Raw genomic sequence first — 13562 nt, 5'->3', positions numbered from 1 at the left:
CTCGACCCGGGTCGTCCGCGCCGGGAGCCGATGAAGCAAGAACGGCCGTGCGGCCCGCGGACGCGGGCAGGTGTCACATGCCGATGATGTCGAGCAGGGTGCCCAGTTCCTCGCGCGTGAGTTCGCGGGTGTCGCCGCTGGCCAGGTCGCCGAGCCTGACCGGGCCGATCCCGATGCGGGCCAGCCTTCGTACCGGGTGACCGACCGAGTCCATCATGCGCCGCACGATGCGGTTGCGCCCCGAGTGAAGGGTGATCTGGACGAGTGTGCGGGAGGGGCCGCGCGAGACGAGCTTCACCCGGTCCGGTTTGATCGGCCCGTCCTCCAGGCGCAGGCCCTTCTCGAGGCGGCGCAGGGTCTTGCTGTCCATGACCCCCTCTGTCTCGACCAGGTAGGTCTTGCGCACCTCGTAGCTGGGGTGGGCCAGGCGGTGGGCGAACTCGCCGTCGTTGGTCAGGATGATGAGGCCCTCGGTGTCGGTGTCGAGACGCCCCACGTGGTAGAGACGCTGGTGACGGGGCACGTACTGGGCGAGCGTCCCGCGGTCCTGCGACTCGTCCATGGTCGAGACGACCCCGCGGGGCTTGTTGAGCAGCAGGTACATGTGGCGGCGCGGGGCGGGGATGCGGGCGCCGTCGACACGGATCGTGTCGCGCTCGGGGTCGACGCGCATGCCCTGCTCGGTCACGATGCGCCCGTTCACCTCGACGCGGCCCTCGTCGATCATGATCTCGCTGGCCCGACGCGACGCCACGCCCGCCTGCGAGAGCACCTTCTGCAGTCGGATCCCCTCACTCGCCTGGCTGCTGTTGGTCTGGCTCATCGTGCGTTCGCTCCTCTTCCTTCCCCGGCGCGCCCATCGCCGGTCCGGCCCCGGGCGCGCCGGGGCCTGACTCGTCCTCGTGCCCGTCCTGCTCCTCGGTGTCCTCGGCGGGTCGCGCGAGATGGGCGAGTTCCGCTTCGAGCACGGAGGCCTCAGGTAGGAGCGGCGCGATGTCGGGCAGCTGCTCCAGGCTGTCCAAGCCTAGCCGCGCGAGGAAGTAGTCGGTCGTCACGAGCAGGCCGGCGCCGGTGGACGCGTCGGCCCCCTGTTCGTCGATGAGGCCCCGGGCGAGCAGCGTGCGCACGACGCCGTCGACGTTGACGCCTCGCACGGCCGAGACGCGCGATCGGGGCACCGGCTGCAGGTAGGCGATGACGGCGAGGGTCTCCATGGACGCCTGGGTGAGCCGGTTCTGGCCGCCGGAACGCACCCAGGCCGCGATCGTGTCGTGGTGTTCGGGCCGGGTGTGGTAGCGCCATCCCCCGCCGACGCGCCGCAGCTGGAAGCCGCGACCGCTCTCGTCGTAGAAGCGGGCGAGCCCGTCGAGCGCCTCCCTGACGACCTCGGTCGGGGCGCCGACGGCCTCGGCGAGCGCCGTCTCGTCGGCGGGTTCCTCGCTCATGATGAGCAGGGCCTCGAGCAGCCCGGATATCTCCTCCGGGCGTGGCACGCGGTCGCCGCCGGCGGCGTCCGCGGACTCGGCCGCGGTGGTGTCCGGCTGGTGAGCGGTCCCCGGCATCGGCTGTCCCTCATCACTCATGGTCGTGCTCCTGCCAACTCCCCGGGCCCCTCGCCGGGGCCCTTGTCGTCTGCGTCGTCCGTCCCGCCCGGCGCTGACTCGGCCGGTTCCTGGCCGGCCGGCACGTCGAACTCGTCGCTGATGGTCAGTTCCCCGTCGGCCTGGCCGGTCCAGCGCACGGTCAGCTCCCCCAGGGGGGTCAACTGTTCGAAGGCCACCGCGGCCTGGCGGAAGAGTTCGAGCAGGGCCAGGAACCGGGCGACGACGGTCATCCTGTCGGCGTCGGCTGTCAGCGAGCGGAAGCTCGCCTGGCCGAGGCGGCGCAGCCTGTCGACGAGGATCCGGGCCTGCTCGCCGACGTTGACGGTCACGACGTGCAGCTGTTCCAATGGCATCGTCACGACCTCGGGCGGGGAGAAGACCCGGACGGCCAGGCGGGCCAGGCGCTCCGCGCCGCCGGGGATGCTCACCTCGGGCAGCAGCCCGCGGAAGTCGTCCTCGAGCCCGCCGGGCCTGGCGAATCGGCGTGCCTCGGCGTCCATGAGGGCCGCGAAGCGTGCCGAGACCTGCTTGAACGCGCGGTACTGCAGCAGCCTGGCGAACAGCAGGTCGCGGGCCTCCAGCAGGGCGAGGTCCTCGGGGTCGTCCACCTCACCGCTGGGCAGCAGCCGGGCGGCCTTCAGGTCGAGCAGGGTCGCCGCGACGACCAGGAAGCTGCTCGTGCGCTCCAGGTCCCATCGCTCGCCGGCGGCCCTGACCTGGGCGATGAACTCGTCGGTCACCCGGGACAGGGCGACCTCGGTGATGTCGAGCTTGTGTTTGTTGATCAGTTGCAGAAGCAGGTCGAAGGGGCCGTCGAAGTTGTCGAGGCTCACGTGGAAGTCGTGCTCGGCGCCGCGGTCGGCCCTCTGGTCCTGCACGTCGTCGGGGGCCCGGGTCATCCTCAGCCCTTCAACCGCTTGACCAGCTGGGAGTTCTCGCCGTTCTCGGCGAGGTCGGCCAGTGTGATGGCGATGGCCTCGCGGACGACACGGCCCCGGTCCGCCGCGGCCCCGTACTGGGCGCGCAGGCTCAGCCGGGCCTGTTCCAGTTCGAGGAGTTCGGCGCCGGACAGATAGATGGTGATCTTCTCGTCGTGGCGCACGCGCCCGCTCGTGCCTGAGGTCTCCTCGGGCGTGGCGCGGGATGAGGCGGCCCCCTGGGTGGGGCGGAAGAACTCCTCCGCCCCGGGCAGGCTCACCCTTCGTGGCACCGGACCAGCACCTCCTTGGCGAGCGTGCGGTACGCGGCTGCGCCCGGTGAGCTCGAGGCGTAGGTGGTGATGGGTTCGCCGGCAACAGTGGTCTCGGGGAACCGGATCGTGCGCCGGATGACGGTGTGGAAGACGTCATCGCCGAAGACCTCCAGGACCCGGTCGAGCACCTCTCGGGTGTGCACGGTGCGGCTGTCGAACATGGTGGCCAGGACGCCGAGCACCCGCAGGTCGGGGTTGAGCCGGTCGATGACCTTGTTGATGGTGTCGGACAGCAGGGCGACGCCGCGCAGGGCGAAGTACTCGCACTCGAGCGGGATGATGACGCGGTCGGAGGCGGTCAGCGCGTTGATGGTGAGCAGGCCCAGGGAGGGGGCGCAGTCGATGAGGATGAAGTCGTAGCGGTCGCGCACCGGGTCGAGGACACGTTTGAGGGTCTGCTCGCGGGCCACCTCGCCGACGAGCTGCACCTCGGCGGCCGACAGGTCGATGTTGGCGGGCATGAGGTCCATGCCGGGGACATTGGTGGGCAGGACGACGTCGTCGAAGGTGTCCTGGTCGCTCAGCAGCAGGTTGTAGATGCTCTTGTCGAGGGTGTGCGGGTGCACGCCGAGGCCGAGGGAGGCAGAGCCCTGGGGGTCGAAGTCGACGAGCAGCACCGTGCGGCCCAGCTCGGTCAGTGCGGCACCGAGGTTGATCGTCGTCGTGGTCTTGCCGACGCCGCCCTTCTGGTTGCACAGGGCGATGACCGTCGCCCTGCCCGGACCATCGGGCTGCTCGGGCACGACGAGTTCCGGCATGGGCCGGCCCATCGCATCGAACTCCTCGGCCTGGTCGGCTGCCTCATCCAGTCCGGGTAGATTCTCCGATGTCATCAATTGGCTCCTCGTGACGCTCCTGGGCCCAGAGTAGCGGCGCCGGGCGACGGTGCGCACACCCTCAAGTAGTGGGTGACCCTGCGCCCGGCGGCAGCGCCCGGGAACACACCGGGAGAGGCCCGGGCCGGCACGTCCCTCCCCCGCCGGGCAGTCAGCCCAGCGCCGTGACGACCAGGTCGAGGATCGCCCGCTCGGCCGTGCTCAGCGCCTCGCCGTGGAAGCCGTGGCCGGCCCCGGGGATCGACACCAGCCGGGCCCGGGGGTAGCGACCGGCCGCCCGCTCGGAGTACCGGAGCGGGACGGTCTCGTCCTGCTCGCCGTGGACGATGAGGACCTCTCCCTCGTAGCCGGCCAGGTCCCGGTCGGGGTCGAGGCCCCAGGCGTCCGTGTAGTAGCGCCGCCCGATCGGCACGCCGAACAGCACGGGGCGCTCGGGCACGTCGTCCGGGCTCGCGTATCGCTCGTGGGCGTCGTCGGGGATGACCAGCGCCGGGTAGAGCATGACCAGCCCCCGCACCGCGGACGGGTGCCGCGCGGCGACGATGCCCGAGACGTACCCTCCCTGGCTGGCTCCCAGTAGGAAGACCTCGTCGGGCCGGACGAGCGGCTGGGCCCTGATCCCGTCGAGAACGGCCTCGAGGTCGGCGGCCTCGGTGAGCACCGACTGGTCGCTCAGGCTCCCGTCGCTGCGGCTGTGACTGGATCCGCCGCAGAAGTCGAACCGGTAGCCGGCCACGCCGTGCTCGGCGAGGAAGCGTGCATAGGGTTCGACGGTGGCGCTGGTCGCCCCGAAGCCGTGGCTGCAGATGGTGGCCGGGAACGGGCCGTCGCCGGCGGGCAGGTGGAGTTCGCCGCGGATGCGCAGCCCGTCGCGTTCGAAGCAGAGCTCCAGCGCCCGCCGGCCGGTGCTCATCGTGCCGTGCCCCTGGTGTCGACGTCGTCGTCGATGGCGCGGACGACTCGGGCGGGCACCCCGGCCACGATCACGTTGTCGGGGACGTCCTTCGTGACGACGGCCCCGGCAGCGATGACCACGTTGGATCCGATCGTGACGCCGGGCATCACGGCCACGTTGGCGCCCATCCACACGTCGTCGCCAATCGTCACCGGCTCGCCCTTGGCCAGGTGCGCGCGGCGGCCGGCCGGCGAGAGCGGATGGCCGACGGTGGAGATCGTCGTGCCGGGACCGATCATGCAGTAGTCGCCGATGTGCACCGGCATGATGTCAAGAATCGTCACGTTGTAGTTGGTGAGGAAGGCCTCGCCGACGTGGATGTTCTGGCCGTTGTCGCACCGGAACCCCGGCTGCAGGTAGACGTGCTCCCCGGTGGAGCCGAGCAGCCTCTTGGCGACGACCTCCTGGGCCGGGAAGTCAGCGGCGTCCACCCGCTCGAGTTCCTGGCACAGGCGCAGGGCGTTCTCCTTGCGCGCGGCCACCTCCGCGTCGAGGAAGTCGTACTCCTGCCCGGCGTCCAGTTTCTCCAGTTCCGTCATCTCACGTTCCTTGCCCATACGCCACGATGATTCGCCCCACCATGGCCCGTCACCCGATCGCGGGTCACCGTGACCGGTCATGGGTCCCGGTCACGGTGACCCGATGCGAGCTCAGATCGCGGTGTATCCCCCGTCGACCGGGATGGCCGTGCCATTGACGTAGCTAGAGGCCGGTGAGGCGAGGAAGAGCGCCGCCGTGTCGAGCTCCCCGGACTGCCCGTAGCGCTGGGCCGGGATGGTGACCTTGGCGTGCTCCTGGAAGAAGTCGCTGTCGAGCGTCTCCGTGGTCAGGTCGGTGTAGAAGTAGCCGGGGCAGATCGCGTTCACGGTGATGCCGTGCCTGCCCCACTCGGCGGCGAGGGCCCTCGTCAGGTTGACCACACCGCCCTTGGCGGCGTGGTAGGGGGCCGAACCGGCGACCATGTTGCCCACCAGACCGTACATCGAGGCGATGTTGATGACGCGACCGTAGCCGGCCGGGATCATCGCCTTCTTCGCCACGGCGCGGGCCACGCGGAAGGTGCCGAACAGGTCGACCTCGAGCTCATGGGCGAACTGCTCGTCGGTGATGTCCTCGGCGTTACCGATGGCACCGGTGCCGGCATTGTTGACGAGGACGTCGATCCGCCCGAAGTGCTCCAACACCTTGTCGACCACGGCGTCGACCTCGTCGGTGCTGGTGATGTCGCAGCGGATCGGCAGGGTCTCGACACCGAACTCGTCGGAGATCTGCTTGGCGACGGAGTTGATGAGTTCGGTACGCCGGGCCACGGGGACGATCTTCGCCCCGGCCGCAGCGAGGGCCTCGGCCATCTGAACTCCGAGACCGGTCGAGCAGCCGGTGACGAGCGCAACGCGCCCATCCAGGTCGAAGTAATTCCTGTCCATGAAGAACTCCTGTCTCCGCGGAGGGTTCGCGGGATCATCATTCACACTGTGCCACTGGCACCTCCGGCGTCCTTCCGGGCGCCGCGCGCATCATCGCACACCGTCCGGCGACAGAATCGTCAGAACCGCCTGCCCGGCCCGTGTCTCGATGAGTGACGGGATCGGTGCCTCAGGCAGACATATTCGGTGACGGCGGCCGAGCACAAGACCCTGTCCGCAGTTCGGGCGGCAGGACGTGCCGGACGCCCCGACGATGGACAGTCGGAGGAGCCCACGAGCCGGTGCACTATCGTGTCAGGTCGCGACGATGAGGCGGCCGCCGATACGGGGGTGCGCGTTGATCCTGTTCACCAATGACTACAACCGCGGTGCCCACCCCGCGGTCCTGCAGGCGATCGCCGACGCCAACGAGTCGAGTTTCCCCGGTTACGGCGCCGACGAGATCTGCGCCCGCGCAGCCGGCCTGATCCGGGCCGCGCTGGGCGGGGCCGACGCCGATGTCCACTTCCTGGTGGGCGGCACCCAGGTGAACTACACGATCATCGCAGCCGCGCTGCGCCCCTGGCAGAGCGTTCTCAGCGCCGACACCGGCCACATCGCCCAGCACGAGGCGGGGGCCGTCGAACACACCGGCCACAAGGTCGAGGTCGTTCCCGGGGTCGACGGCAAGCTGAGCGCCGCCCAGGTAGAACGCGCCGCACTCGACTCCCAGGAGAGCACCGTCGCCGAGCACATCACCCAGCCGGCGTTGGTGTACCTGTCACAGCCCACCGAGTTCGGGACCCTCTACTCCAGGGACGAACTGGCCGCGATCTCGCGGACCGCTCACGAGCACGGACTGCTCCTGTTCATCGACGGCGCCCGGCTGGCCTACGGGCTCGGCTCGCCGGGCAATGACGTCGCCATGGCCGACATGGCGGCCCTGGCCGACGTCTTCACGATCGGCGGCACCAAGTGCGGGGCCCTGTTCGGCGAGGCAGCCGTGCTCGTCAACCCGGCCATGCGCACCGGTTTCCGCAACCAGATGAAGCAGAACGGCGCCATGCTGGCCAAGGGCTGGCTGCTGGGCCTTCAGTTCGAGGCGCTTTTCACCGATGGCCTCTACCGGCGGATCGGGGCCGAGGCCGACGCCAGGGCCCTGCGCATCGCGCGGGTCTTCGCCGAGGCGGGCGTCCCGGCATTCCTGGACAGCCCGACCAATCAGCAGTTCGTCGTCCTCACCTCGGCACAGCTGGAGGCCCTGTCCGAAGGCTTCGGTTTCGAGTACTGGCAGCGGGTGGACGAGGACCACCACTGTGTCCGCTTCTGCACCAGCTGGAGCACCCGTGACCATGAGGTCGACTCCCTGGCCGCAGCGGTGGCCGCGCTGCCCGCAGACGTCGGCACCCGCGCGATGTCGACTGGCCGTGAGTGACCCGGCGCACCGTCGGCCCCACGCAACCTCTCGGGATCGAATGAGGGGAACACCCTGGTGCACCATCCCCAGACTGCCCCTCCCGGCCAGGGAGTCCCCCGGCTCCGAGCCATGGACACCCTTAATTTTTCTCAGGGTCATTGATAAGATCCTGTGCGGATCATTTCACCGGAGTATCGATTGGCGGATTCTATGAGCTCGACTGGTCGCCGGCTCGCAGCGCTCGCCCGCTCCTGGGCCGCGCGTGCCGGCATCGCCGCCATCACGGTACTCACGTGCCTGCTCGGGGTGAGCACGCCGGCCGCCATGGCTGATCCCACCACTGCCATTTACACCGGCACGGACACCACGACCGCCGCACTCACCGATGGCTCCCTGACGCACACCACGTACTTCACCGCGTCGAACCGCGGCGGCGGCATCGCGGAGTCCAACCGCTCCGCGGCAGCCGGTTCCTCACCGGCCCTGTCGATCGTCGACATCGACGAGTTCGTCGACCTCAACGCCGTGGTCGAGCTGTCGAACACCGGCGACGAGCCGATCGACGACCTCGATGTGGCCGTGGCCCTGCCGTCCTCGTACCCGGCCGAGACTGGAGCCCCCCGGCTCCTCGTCGACGCCGCACGGCTCGGAACCGGCAAGGATGGCCTGAGCCCGGACTCAGACACCACCGGCGTCGAGATCGCCTATGGCTCGTCCACCGAGTCGTTCAGTCCCTACGACGAATGGTCGGCCTCGACCGGTGGCGACTGGTCTGCGCTTCAGGCACTCGAATTCACCGGCACCCTCTCCCCCGGGGAGACGTTCACGCTGACCATCCCCCTGTCACTGGCCAACCAGGATGAACTTGACCTCACTCGCGTCTCGTGGGTCGGCATCGACGAGAGGGTCCTCTCCCCCGCCGGCGCCGATGCGTCGACACGCATCCGTTTCGCCCGCCGCGTGACCGACGCCGAGGGCACCAGTCCCCTCACCAGCACGGGCCAGTACCGGGCGTCCTCCAACGCGCCCGATGCCATCCAGTCCCTCATGCCCACGATGCAGGCCTCTGACCTGACGGTTTCGAACATCGCGACGGACGACGCCTCTGACGCCCATGCCGCCAGCGCCGACGACAGGCTCTTCACCGGCGGGACGGTCTCGCTCGACCTCGCCCGGGTTAAGTCGGCCATCCGCGACGCCGGATGGCAAGTCGAGCCCGACGAGAGCACGAGCGACGGCCTGGCCGCCTCGTACACCTATGCGAGCGACGTCCTTCACTTCACCGACGCAACCAGCAACGGCGCCACGGTGCAGGTGCGCCAGGTGATCAGCGCCGTGAGCAGCACGGTACCGCTCGGCGCCTCGTGGTCTCCCGCGGACAATCTGGGCTGGATCCATGACCACGCCGGATCGGACGTCGGCGTCGACAGCTCCGACGTGCGCGTCGAGACCAACGTCGACACGGCCACGCCCGGGGTCTACCAGGCCACCTACTACTACGCGCCCCGCGCCTACTACGGATCCGGCGGCTACGAGGCCGCCGTGACCGTCGAGGTCGCCGTGACGGCCAGCGCCAGCGCCACCATCACGGGCACGACGACGCTTGAGGGCGGTGAGCTGCAGGAAGGCCAGTTCACCTTCCAGATGACTGACGCGTCCGGCGACCTGGTCGCCACGACGACCAACCTCGCCGACGGCTCGTTCGCCTTCACCCCGCCCCAGTTCGACCACGACAGCATCGGTTCGAGCACCGAGTACACGATCGTCGAGGTCGTCCCCGACGGCGCCGGGGACGCCGGGGACGACGGCACCGTCACCAGGGACCAGATCACCTACGACACGCACACCGAGCATGTCGAGGTGCGCGTGAGCGCCGACGAATCGGGCACCAACCCGGTGGCGACGATCATCACCGATCCCGATGGCGTCGTGTTCTCGAACATCCAGGGCTCGGACACCCCGTCACCGTCGCCTTCGGCCAGCAGTGCTCCGTCCCCGGGCGCGTCCCCCGACCCCGACGCATCCGCCTCAGGCGGCCCCGCGGCCGAGTCGACCCAGGAAGAGCCCTCCGGCGGGACCATCCCGCTGATCAGTGCCGAGAGCTCCGCGCTGGTCATGGGCGCCGGGGTCGTCATGGTGACGGTCGGCACGGCGATGGGCCTGCACGGCAAGCGCCACTGACGCCGCGGCGGACGACGGCGCCCGGTGCGTGGCGAGGCCTCGATTCACGTACTCACCACTGCGTGAGCGTTCCTACGCGGAAGTAATTTCTCCGGTAATCTTAGGGAAAAAGAACCGCAGGTGGCCCGGGCCGGGCCGCACCAGGAGGCACACCATGACCGACCAGCAGACCGAGCGTCCAGTCATCGACACCCATGCCGAGGCCGTCGCCGTGGCGCAGGACCCGGTCACCTACTCGAGTCACGTCTCGCGTTTCCTTCAGGTGCCCAATGGCATGGATGGGACCGAGCACACGGCGATGCGCCGGCTCCTGGCCCCGTTCTTCTCGCCCGAGCGGATGGCCGCGCTGCGCCCGCTCCTGGAGAGGGTCTGCGCCGGCCTGCTCGACCCGCTCTTCGACGGCGCCGCGCTGGACGCGGTGAACGACCTGGGCTCCAGGTACGCGGTCCGCAGCCAGTCGGCGTGGCTGGGCTGGTCGCCCGACCTCGAGGACGAACTCATCGAGTGGATGGGCGCCAACCACGAGGCCACGCGCTCGGGCGAGCTGGCCCGAACCCGCGAGGTGGCCGAGTGGTTCGACCGCATCATCACCTCGATCGTCACCGCGCACCGGGCCCCGGACGCCCCGCACGATCTGACCTGGGAACTCGTCCACCTTCGCGACGGGGATGGCCAACCGCTGCCCGATCCGGCACTCGTGTCGATCCTGCGCAACTGGACCGGCGGCGATCTCGGCTCGCTGGCCCTGTGCGTCGGTGTCCTCGCGCACTGGCTCGTCACCCACTCTCAGATGCAGGACGAGTGGGAGGGCCTCGACGACGCCGGACTCGACGCGGCCATCGACGAGGTGCTGCGGATCGACGACCCGTTCACCTCGAACCGCCGCGTCACCACGCGGGACGTCCACGTCGCCGGCCGCGACGTGCCGGCCGGCACCCAGGTGGTCATCAACTGGACCAGGGCGAACCGCGACCCCGAGGCCTTCGGCGACCCCGACCGCTACGACCCCGAGGGGAACGCCGACAAGAACCTCGTCTACGGCACGGGGCCGCACGCCTGCCCCGGCCGACCGCTGGCGACCCTGGAGCTGCGGGTCCTGACCCGCGCCCTGCTGTCGCGTTTCCGCGTCGAGGCGGCCGGCGAGGGCGTCCGGGCACAGTTCCCGCTGGGCGGCTGGGAGTCACTGCCCATCGTGCTGCGCGCCCGAGGGTGACTGTGGCCGCCGCGCTGTTCGCCCTGCACGTGGCCGGATCGTTCGCTCATGCGAGCATGCCCCTGTACGAGACGAGCATCGTCATGATCGGCGCGCTGCTCGTCACGGCGACCATCGCCTACGCGGTGACCTGGGTGATCGGCTACCGCCGCTAGAACCGCGCCATCGGCAGGTGTCACGCCCCCACCGGTAGATTTGGCGCCATGGAGCTGCGGGTGCTGCGCTACTACCTGACGGTCGTCCGCGAGGAGAACATGTCCCGGGCAGCCGAGGCACTGCACCTGACCCAGCCGACACTGAGCCGCCAGATCGCCTCCCTCGAGAAGGAGCTCGGCACGAGCCTGTTCAGGCGCGGCCGACGTCTTGAGCTCACCGATGCCGGGCGGCGCCTGGCACGGCGCGCCGAGGAACTGCTCGCACTGGCCGACAAGGTCGAGACCGAGTTCCGGGACGGCACCGAGCTGACCGGCACCGTCTCGATCGGCAGCGGTGATCTGTCGTCAACCCGGATCCTGCCCGCCGCGATGGGCACGTTCCGCCGCCGACACCCGGGTGTCGGCTTCGAGCTCTACACGAACAGCGCCGAGTACGTGAAGGAGCGTCTCGACGCCGGCCTGCTCGACTTCGCGATCATGCTGGAACCGGTCGACGTCTCGCACTACGCCTACATCCGGCTCGGCGTCAGGGAGCGCTGGGGGCTGCTCACCCGCAGCGACGACGAGCTGGCGCGCAGGGACTCGATCGTGCCCCAGGACCTGGTCGGCCGGCCCCTGGTGAGCAGTGGCCGCCCGGAACTGGCCGGCGAGATCATCAGCTGGCTGGGCATGCCGGTTGAGCGTCTCGACATCACCTGCACCGTCAACCTGCTGCCCACGGCGCTCACACTGGTCGAGTCGGGCACGGCCTCGGCCCTGACCATCGATGGTGCGGTGACACACCTGGATCCGCGCCGCTTCGCCTTCCGTCCGCTGTCCCCGGCTCTGACCATGAGCTCAGTGTTCGCCTGGAAGAAGGGCGGTCCCGGGGGCGCTGTCCCCACGGCATTCCTCGACCTGCTACGCGTCATGCAGTCCGGGCATGGCGGACTCTAGGACATGGGTATTGGATGCCGGGACACGTGCGTCCCAGAATGGGCTGTGGGAGAGAACCCTCCCGGAACCACCCGACCCGTGACCCGGCCGTCATCTCGGCGCCGTACCTGGCCACGGCGTGAGGGCCCTGCCGGGCAGGATGACCGGCACCGCAGAAAGGCACCCATGATGACCAACGAGATCGACACCGGCCCCTTCCCCCTCGGTGAGGAGAACACGGCATACGCGAAGTACTTCATCGGCACGAGTTACCTGGCCCCGATCTCGACCGAGCAGGTGCAGATCTCGAACGTGACCTTCGAGCCCGGCTGCCGCAACAACTGGCACATCCACCACGCCAGCTCCGGCGGCGGCCAGATCCTGCTCGCCACCGCGGGCCGCGGCTACTACCAGGAGTGGGGCGCCGAACCCGTCGAGCTGCGCCCCGGCGACGTCGTCAACGTGCCCGCCGGCACGAAGCACTGGCACGGCGCGGCGCCCGACTCCTGGTTCACCCACATCGCCATCATGGTCCCCGGCGAGGGCATCGACAACGAGTGGCTCGAGCCCGTCACCGACGAGGAGTACAGCGCTCTCGCGTGAGTCCACCGCCGCCAGTACGTCTGGGCGGCAAGGAAAGGAAGACCATGGCATACGACAAGCAGATCCGACTCAACGACGGCACCTCGATCCCCGCGCTCGGTCTGGGCACCTGGCTCATCGACGACGCCGACGCGGCACAGGCGGTCAAGGACGCGGTGGCCGTCGGCTACCGCCACATCGACACGGCGCAGGCCTACGGCAACGAGACCGGCGTCGGAGCCGGCATCCGCGAATGCGGCGTCGCCCGTGAGGAGTTGTTCGTCACGACGAAGGTCGCGGCAGAGCACAAGTCGTACGACTCGGCCGCCGCCTCGATCGACGAGTCGCTTGCCAGGCTGGGGCTGGACTACGTCGACCTGCTCATCATCCACAGCCCCCAGCCGTGGGCCGAGTTCCGCGCCGACGACAACCACTACTACGCGGAGAACCTCGATGCCTGGCGGGCCCTGGAAGACGCTCAGGCGGCGGGTAAGGTGCGGTCGATCGGCGTGAGCAACTTCCTCGTCGACGACGTGCGCAACATCATCGACAACGCCCGCGTCAAGCCGGCCGTCAACCAGGTGCTCGCCCACGTGGGGAACACCCCGTTCGAGCTCATCGACTTCTGCCAGTCGAACGACGTGGTGGTCGAGGCCTACTCCCCCGTGGCGCACGGCGCGATCCTCGACAACGAGGAGGTTGCGGCCATCGCCGCCCGGTACGGCGCATCGGTGCCGCAGCTGTGTATCCGGTACGTCCTGCAGCTGGGGCTGGTCGCCCTGCCCAAGACCGCCAACCGGGCCCACATGGAGCAGAACGCCGCGCTCGACTTCACGATCGGCGAGGACGACATGGCGGCCCTGCGATCGGTCGGACGGCTCGCCAGTTACGGCGAGCACAGCTTCTTCCCCGTGTTCCGGACCCAGCTGGGCTGAGGCCGAAACCGCCCCGCCGGGCAGGAATCTGTCGCAGCGGTGCACTCGTCGTGGCGCACACTCGGCCCGGGCCATCCGCCCGGGCCGAGTCGTCGCGCCCCCCTTCCACCG

15 protein-coding genes are annotated in these 13562 nt (G+C 69.5%); 7 read left to right on the top strand and 8 right to left on the bottom strand.

Translation table 11 applies throughout. The features are described 5' to 3' along the window. Positions 1–73: 73 nt before the first annotated feature. The 8 genes from PROPJV5_RS09180 to PROPJV5_RS09145 all read right to left on the bottom strand — a co-directional run bounded on the left by PROPJV5_RS09180 (position 74) and on the right by PROPJV5_RS09145 (position 6074). Complete coding sequence (locus tag PROPJV5_RS09180) at positions 74–823, bottom strand: pseudouridine synthase (RefSeq protein WP_119716054.1); 750 nt, start codon at positions 821–823, stop codon at positions 74–76. Further along, positions 792–1583, bottom strand: coding sequence for an SMC-Scp complex subunit ScpB (gene scpB, locus PROPJV5_RS09175; protein WP_239018454.1), 792 nt, complete (start codon positions 1581–1583; stop codon positions 792–794). The genes PROPJV5_RS09180 and scpB overlap by 32 nt, the downstream gene beginning before the upstream one ends. Next, on the bottom strand, positions 1580–2503 hold the full coding sequence (locus tag PROPJV5_RS09170) for a segregation and condensation protein A (protein WP_119716053.1): 924 nt from the start codon (positions 2501–2503) through the stop codon (positions 1580–1582). Before PROPJV5_RS09170 ends, scpB begins: the two co-directional genes overlap by 4 nt. Before the next feature lie 2 nt (positions 2504–2505). Next, the gene (locus PROPJV5_RS09165) at positions 2506–2814 is read right to left on the bottom strand and encodes a hypothetical protein (protein WP_119716052.1); all 309 of its coding nucleotides are present in this window, start codon (positions 2812–2814) and stop codon (positions 2506–2508) included. Next, positions 2799–3689 (bottom strand): ParA family protein, encoded by an 891-nt coding sequence (locus PROPJV5_RS09160; RefSeq protein WP_119716051.1) that lies wholly within the window; start codon positions 3687–3689, stop codon positions 2799–2801. Before PROPJV5_RS09160 ends, PROPJV5_RS09165 begins: the two co-directional genes overlap by 16 nt. 154 nt (positions 3690–3843) lie before the next feature. Then, on the bottom strand, positions 3844–4605 hold the full coding sequence (locus PROPJV5_RS09155; protein WP_119716050.1) for an alpha/beta hydrolase family protein: 762 nt from the start codon (positions 4603–4605) through the stop codon (positions 3844–3846). Further along, positions 4602–5186 (bottom strand): sugar O-acetyltransferase, encoded by a 585-nt coding sequence (locus tag PROPJV5_RS09150; protein ID WP_119716049.1) that lies wholly within the window; start codon positions 5184–5186, stop codon positions 4602–4604. Before PROPJV5_RS09150 ends, PROPJV5_RS09155 begins: the two co-directional genes overlap by 4 nt. A 111-nt stretch (positions 5187–5297) precedes the next feature. Then, positions 5298–6074, bottom strand: a complete 777-nt coding sequence (locus PROPJV5_RS09145) for an SDR family NAD(P)-dependent oxidoreductase (RefSeq protein ID WP_119716048.1) — start codon at positions 6072–6074, stop codon at positions 5298–5300. Positions 6075–6411: 337 nt separating this feature from the next. Between PROPJV5_RS09145 and PROPJV5_RS09140 the strand changes: the two genes are divergently transcribed. The 7 genes from PROPJV5_RS09140 to PROPJV5_RS09115 all read left to right on the top strand — a co-directional run bounded on the left by PROPJV5_RS09140 (position 6412) and on the right by PROPJV5_RS09115 (position 13451). Then, the gene (locus PROPJV5_RS09140) at positions 6412–7488 is read left to right on the top strand and encodes a threonine aldolase family protein (protein ID WP_119716047.1); all 1077 of its coding nucleotides are present in this window, start codon (positions 6412–6414) and stop codon (positions 7486–7488) included. A 192-nt stretch (positions 7489–7680) separates the two neighbouring features. Next, a complete protein-coding gene (locus tag PROPJV5_RS09135; RefSeq protein WP_119716046.1) occupies positions 7681–9651 on the top strand; it encodes a Spy0128 family protein in 1971 nt (656 codons plus the stop codon). Positions 9652–9805: 154 nt separating this feature from the next. Next, positions 9806–10864, top strand: coding sequence for a cytochrome P450 (locus tag PROPJV5_RS09130; RefSeq protein WP_119716045.1), 1059 nt, complete (start codon positions 9806–9808; stop codon positions 10862–10864). Between the two features lie 2 nt (positions 10865–10866). Then, positions 10867–11019: a hypothetical protein gene (locus tag PROPJV5_RS12565; protein WP_182858664.1), complete on the top strand. Its 153-nt coding sequence runs from the start codon at positions 10867–10869 to the stop codon at positions 11017–11019. A 48-nt stretch (positions 11020–11067) separates the two neighbouring features. Continuing rightward, positions 11068–11955, top strand: coding sequence for a LysR family transcriptional regulator (locus PROPJV5_RS09125; RefSeq protein WP_119716044.1), 888 nt, complete (start codon positions 11068–11070; stop codon positions 11953–11955). A 165-nt stretch (positions 11956–12120) separates the two neighbouring features. Further along, positions 12121–12537, top strand: coding sequence for a cupin domain-containing protein (locus PROPJV5_RS09120; protein WP_119716043.1), 417 nt, complete (start codon positions 12121–12123; stop codon positions 12535–12537). Positions 12538–12581: 44 nt separating this feature from the next. Then, positions 12582–13451 (top strand): aldo/keto reductase, encoded by an 870-nt coding sequence (locus PROPJV5_RS09115; RefSeq protein ID WP_119716042.1) that lies wholly within the window; start codon positions 12582–12584, stop codon positions 13449–13451. The last annotated feature ends 111 nt before the right edge of the window (positions 13452–13562 follow it).

The sequence above is a fragment of the Propionibacterium ruminifibrarum genome (assembly GCF_900289195.1).
Classification (GTDB): domain Bacteria; phylum Actinomycetota; class Actinomycetes; order Propionibacteriales; family Propionibacteriaceae; genus Propionibacterium; species Propionibacterium ruminifibrarum.
This window is presented reverse-complemented; position numbering and strand designations above follow the sequence as displayed.

Coding starts and splice junctions, on each gene's coding strand:
- PROPJV5_RS09180 (WP_119716054.1), bottom strand. CDS start 823: ATGAGCCAGACCAACAGCAGCCAGGCGAGTGAGGGGATCCGACTGCAG.
- scpB (WP_239018454.1), bottom strand. CDS start 1,583: ATGAGTGATGAGGGACAGCCGATGCCGGGGACCGCTCACCAGCCGGAC.
- PROPJV5_RS09170 (WP_119716053.1), bottom strand. CDS start 2,503: ATGACCCGGGCCCCCGACGACGTGCAGGACCAGAGGGCCGACCGCGGC.
- PROPJV5_RS09160 (WP_119716051.1), bottom strand. CDS start 3,689: ATGACATCGGAGAATCTACCCGGACTGGATGAGGCAGCCGACCAGGCC.
- PROPJV5_RS09155 (WP_119716050.1), bottom strand. CDS start 4,605: ATGAGCACCGGCCGGCGGGCGCTGGAGCTCTGCTTCGAACGCGACGGG.
- PROPJV5_RS09150 (WP_119716049.1), bottom strand. CDS start 5,186: ATGACGGAACTGGAGAAACTGGACGCCGGGCAGGAGTACGACTTCCTC.
- PROPJV5_RS09145 (WP_119716048.1), bottom strand. CDS start 6,074: ATGGACAGGAATTACTTCGACCTGGATGGGCGCGTTGCGCTCGTCACC.
- PROPJV5_RS09135 (WP_119716046.1), top strand. CDS start 7,681: ATGAGCTCGACTGGTCGCCGGCTCGCAGCGCTCGCCCGCTCCTGGGCC.
- PROPJV5_RS09130 (WP_119716045.1), top strand. CDS start 9,806: ATGACCGACCAGCAGACCGAGCGTCCAGTCATCGACACCCATGCCGAG.
- PROPJV5_RS09125 (WP_119716044.1), top strand. CDS start 11,068: ATGGAGCTGCGGGTGCTGCGCTACTACCTGACGGTCGTCCGCGAGGAG.
- PROPJV5_RS09120 (WP_119716043.1), top strand. CDS start 12,121: ATGATGACCAACGAGATCGACACCGGCCCCTTCCCCCTCGGTGAGGAG.
- PROPJV5_RS09115 (WP_119716042.1), top strand. CDS start 12,582: ATGGCATACGACAAGCAGATCCGACTCAACGACGGCACCTCGATCCCC.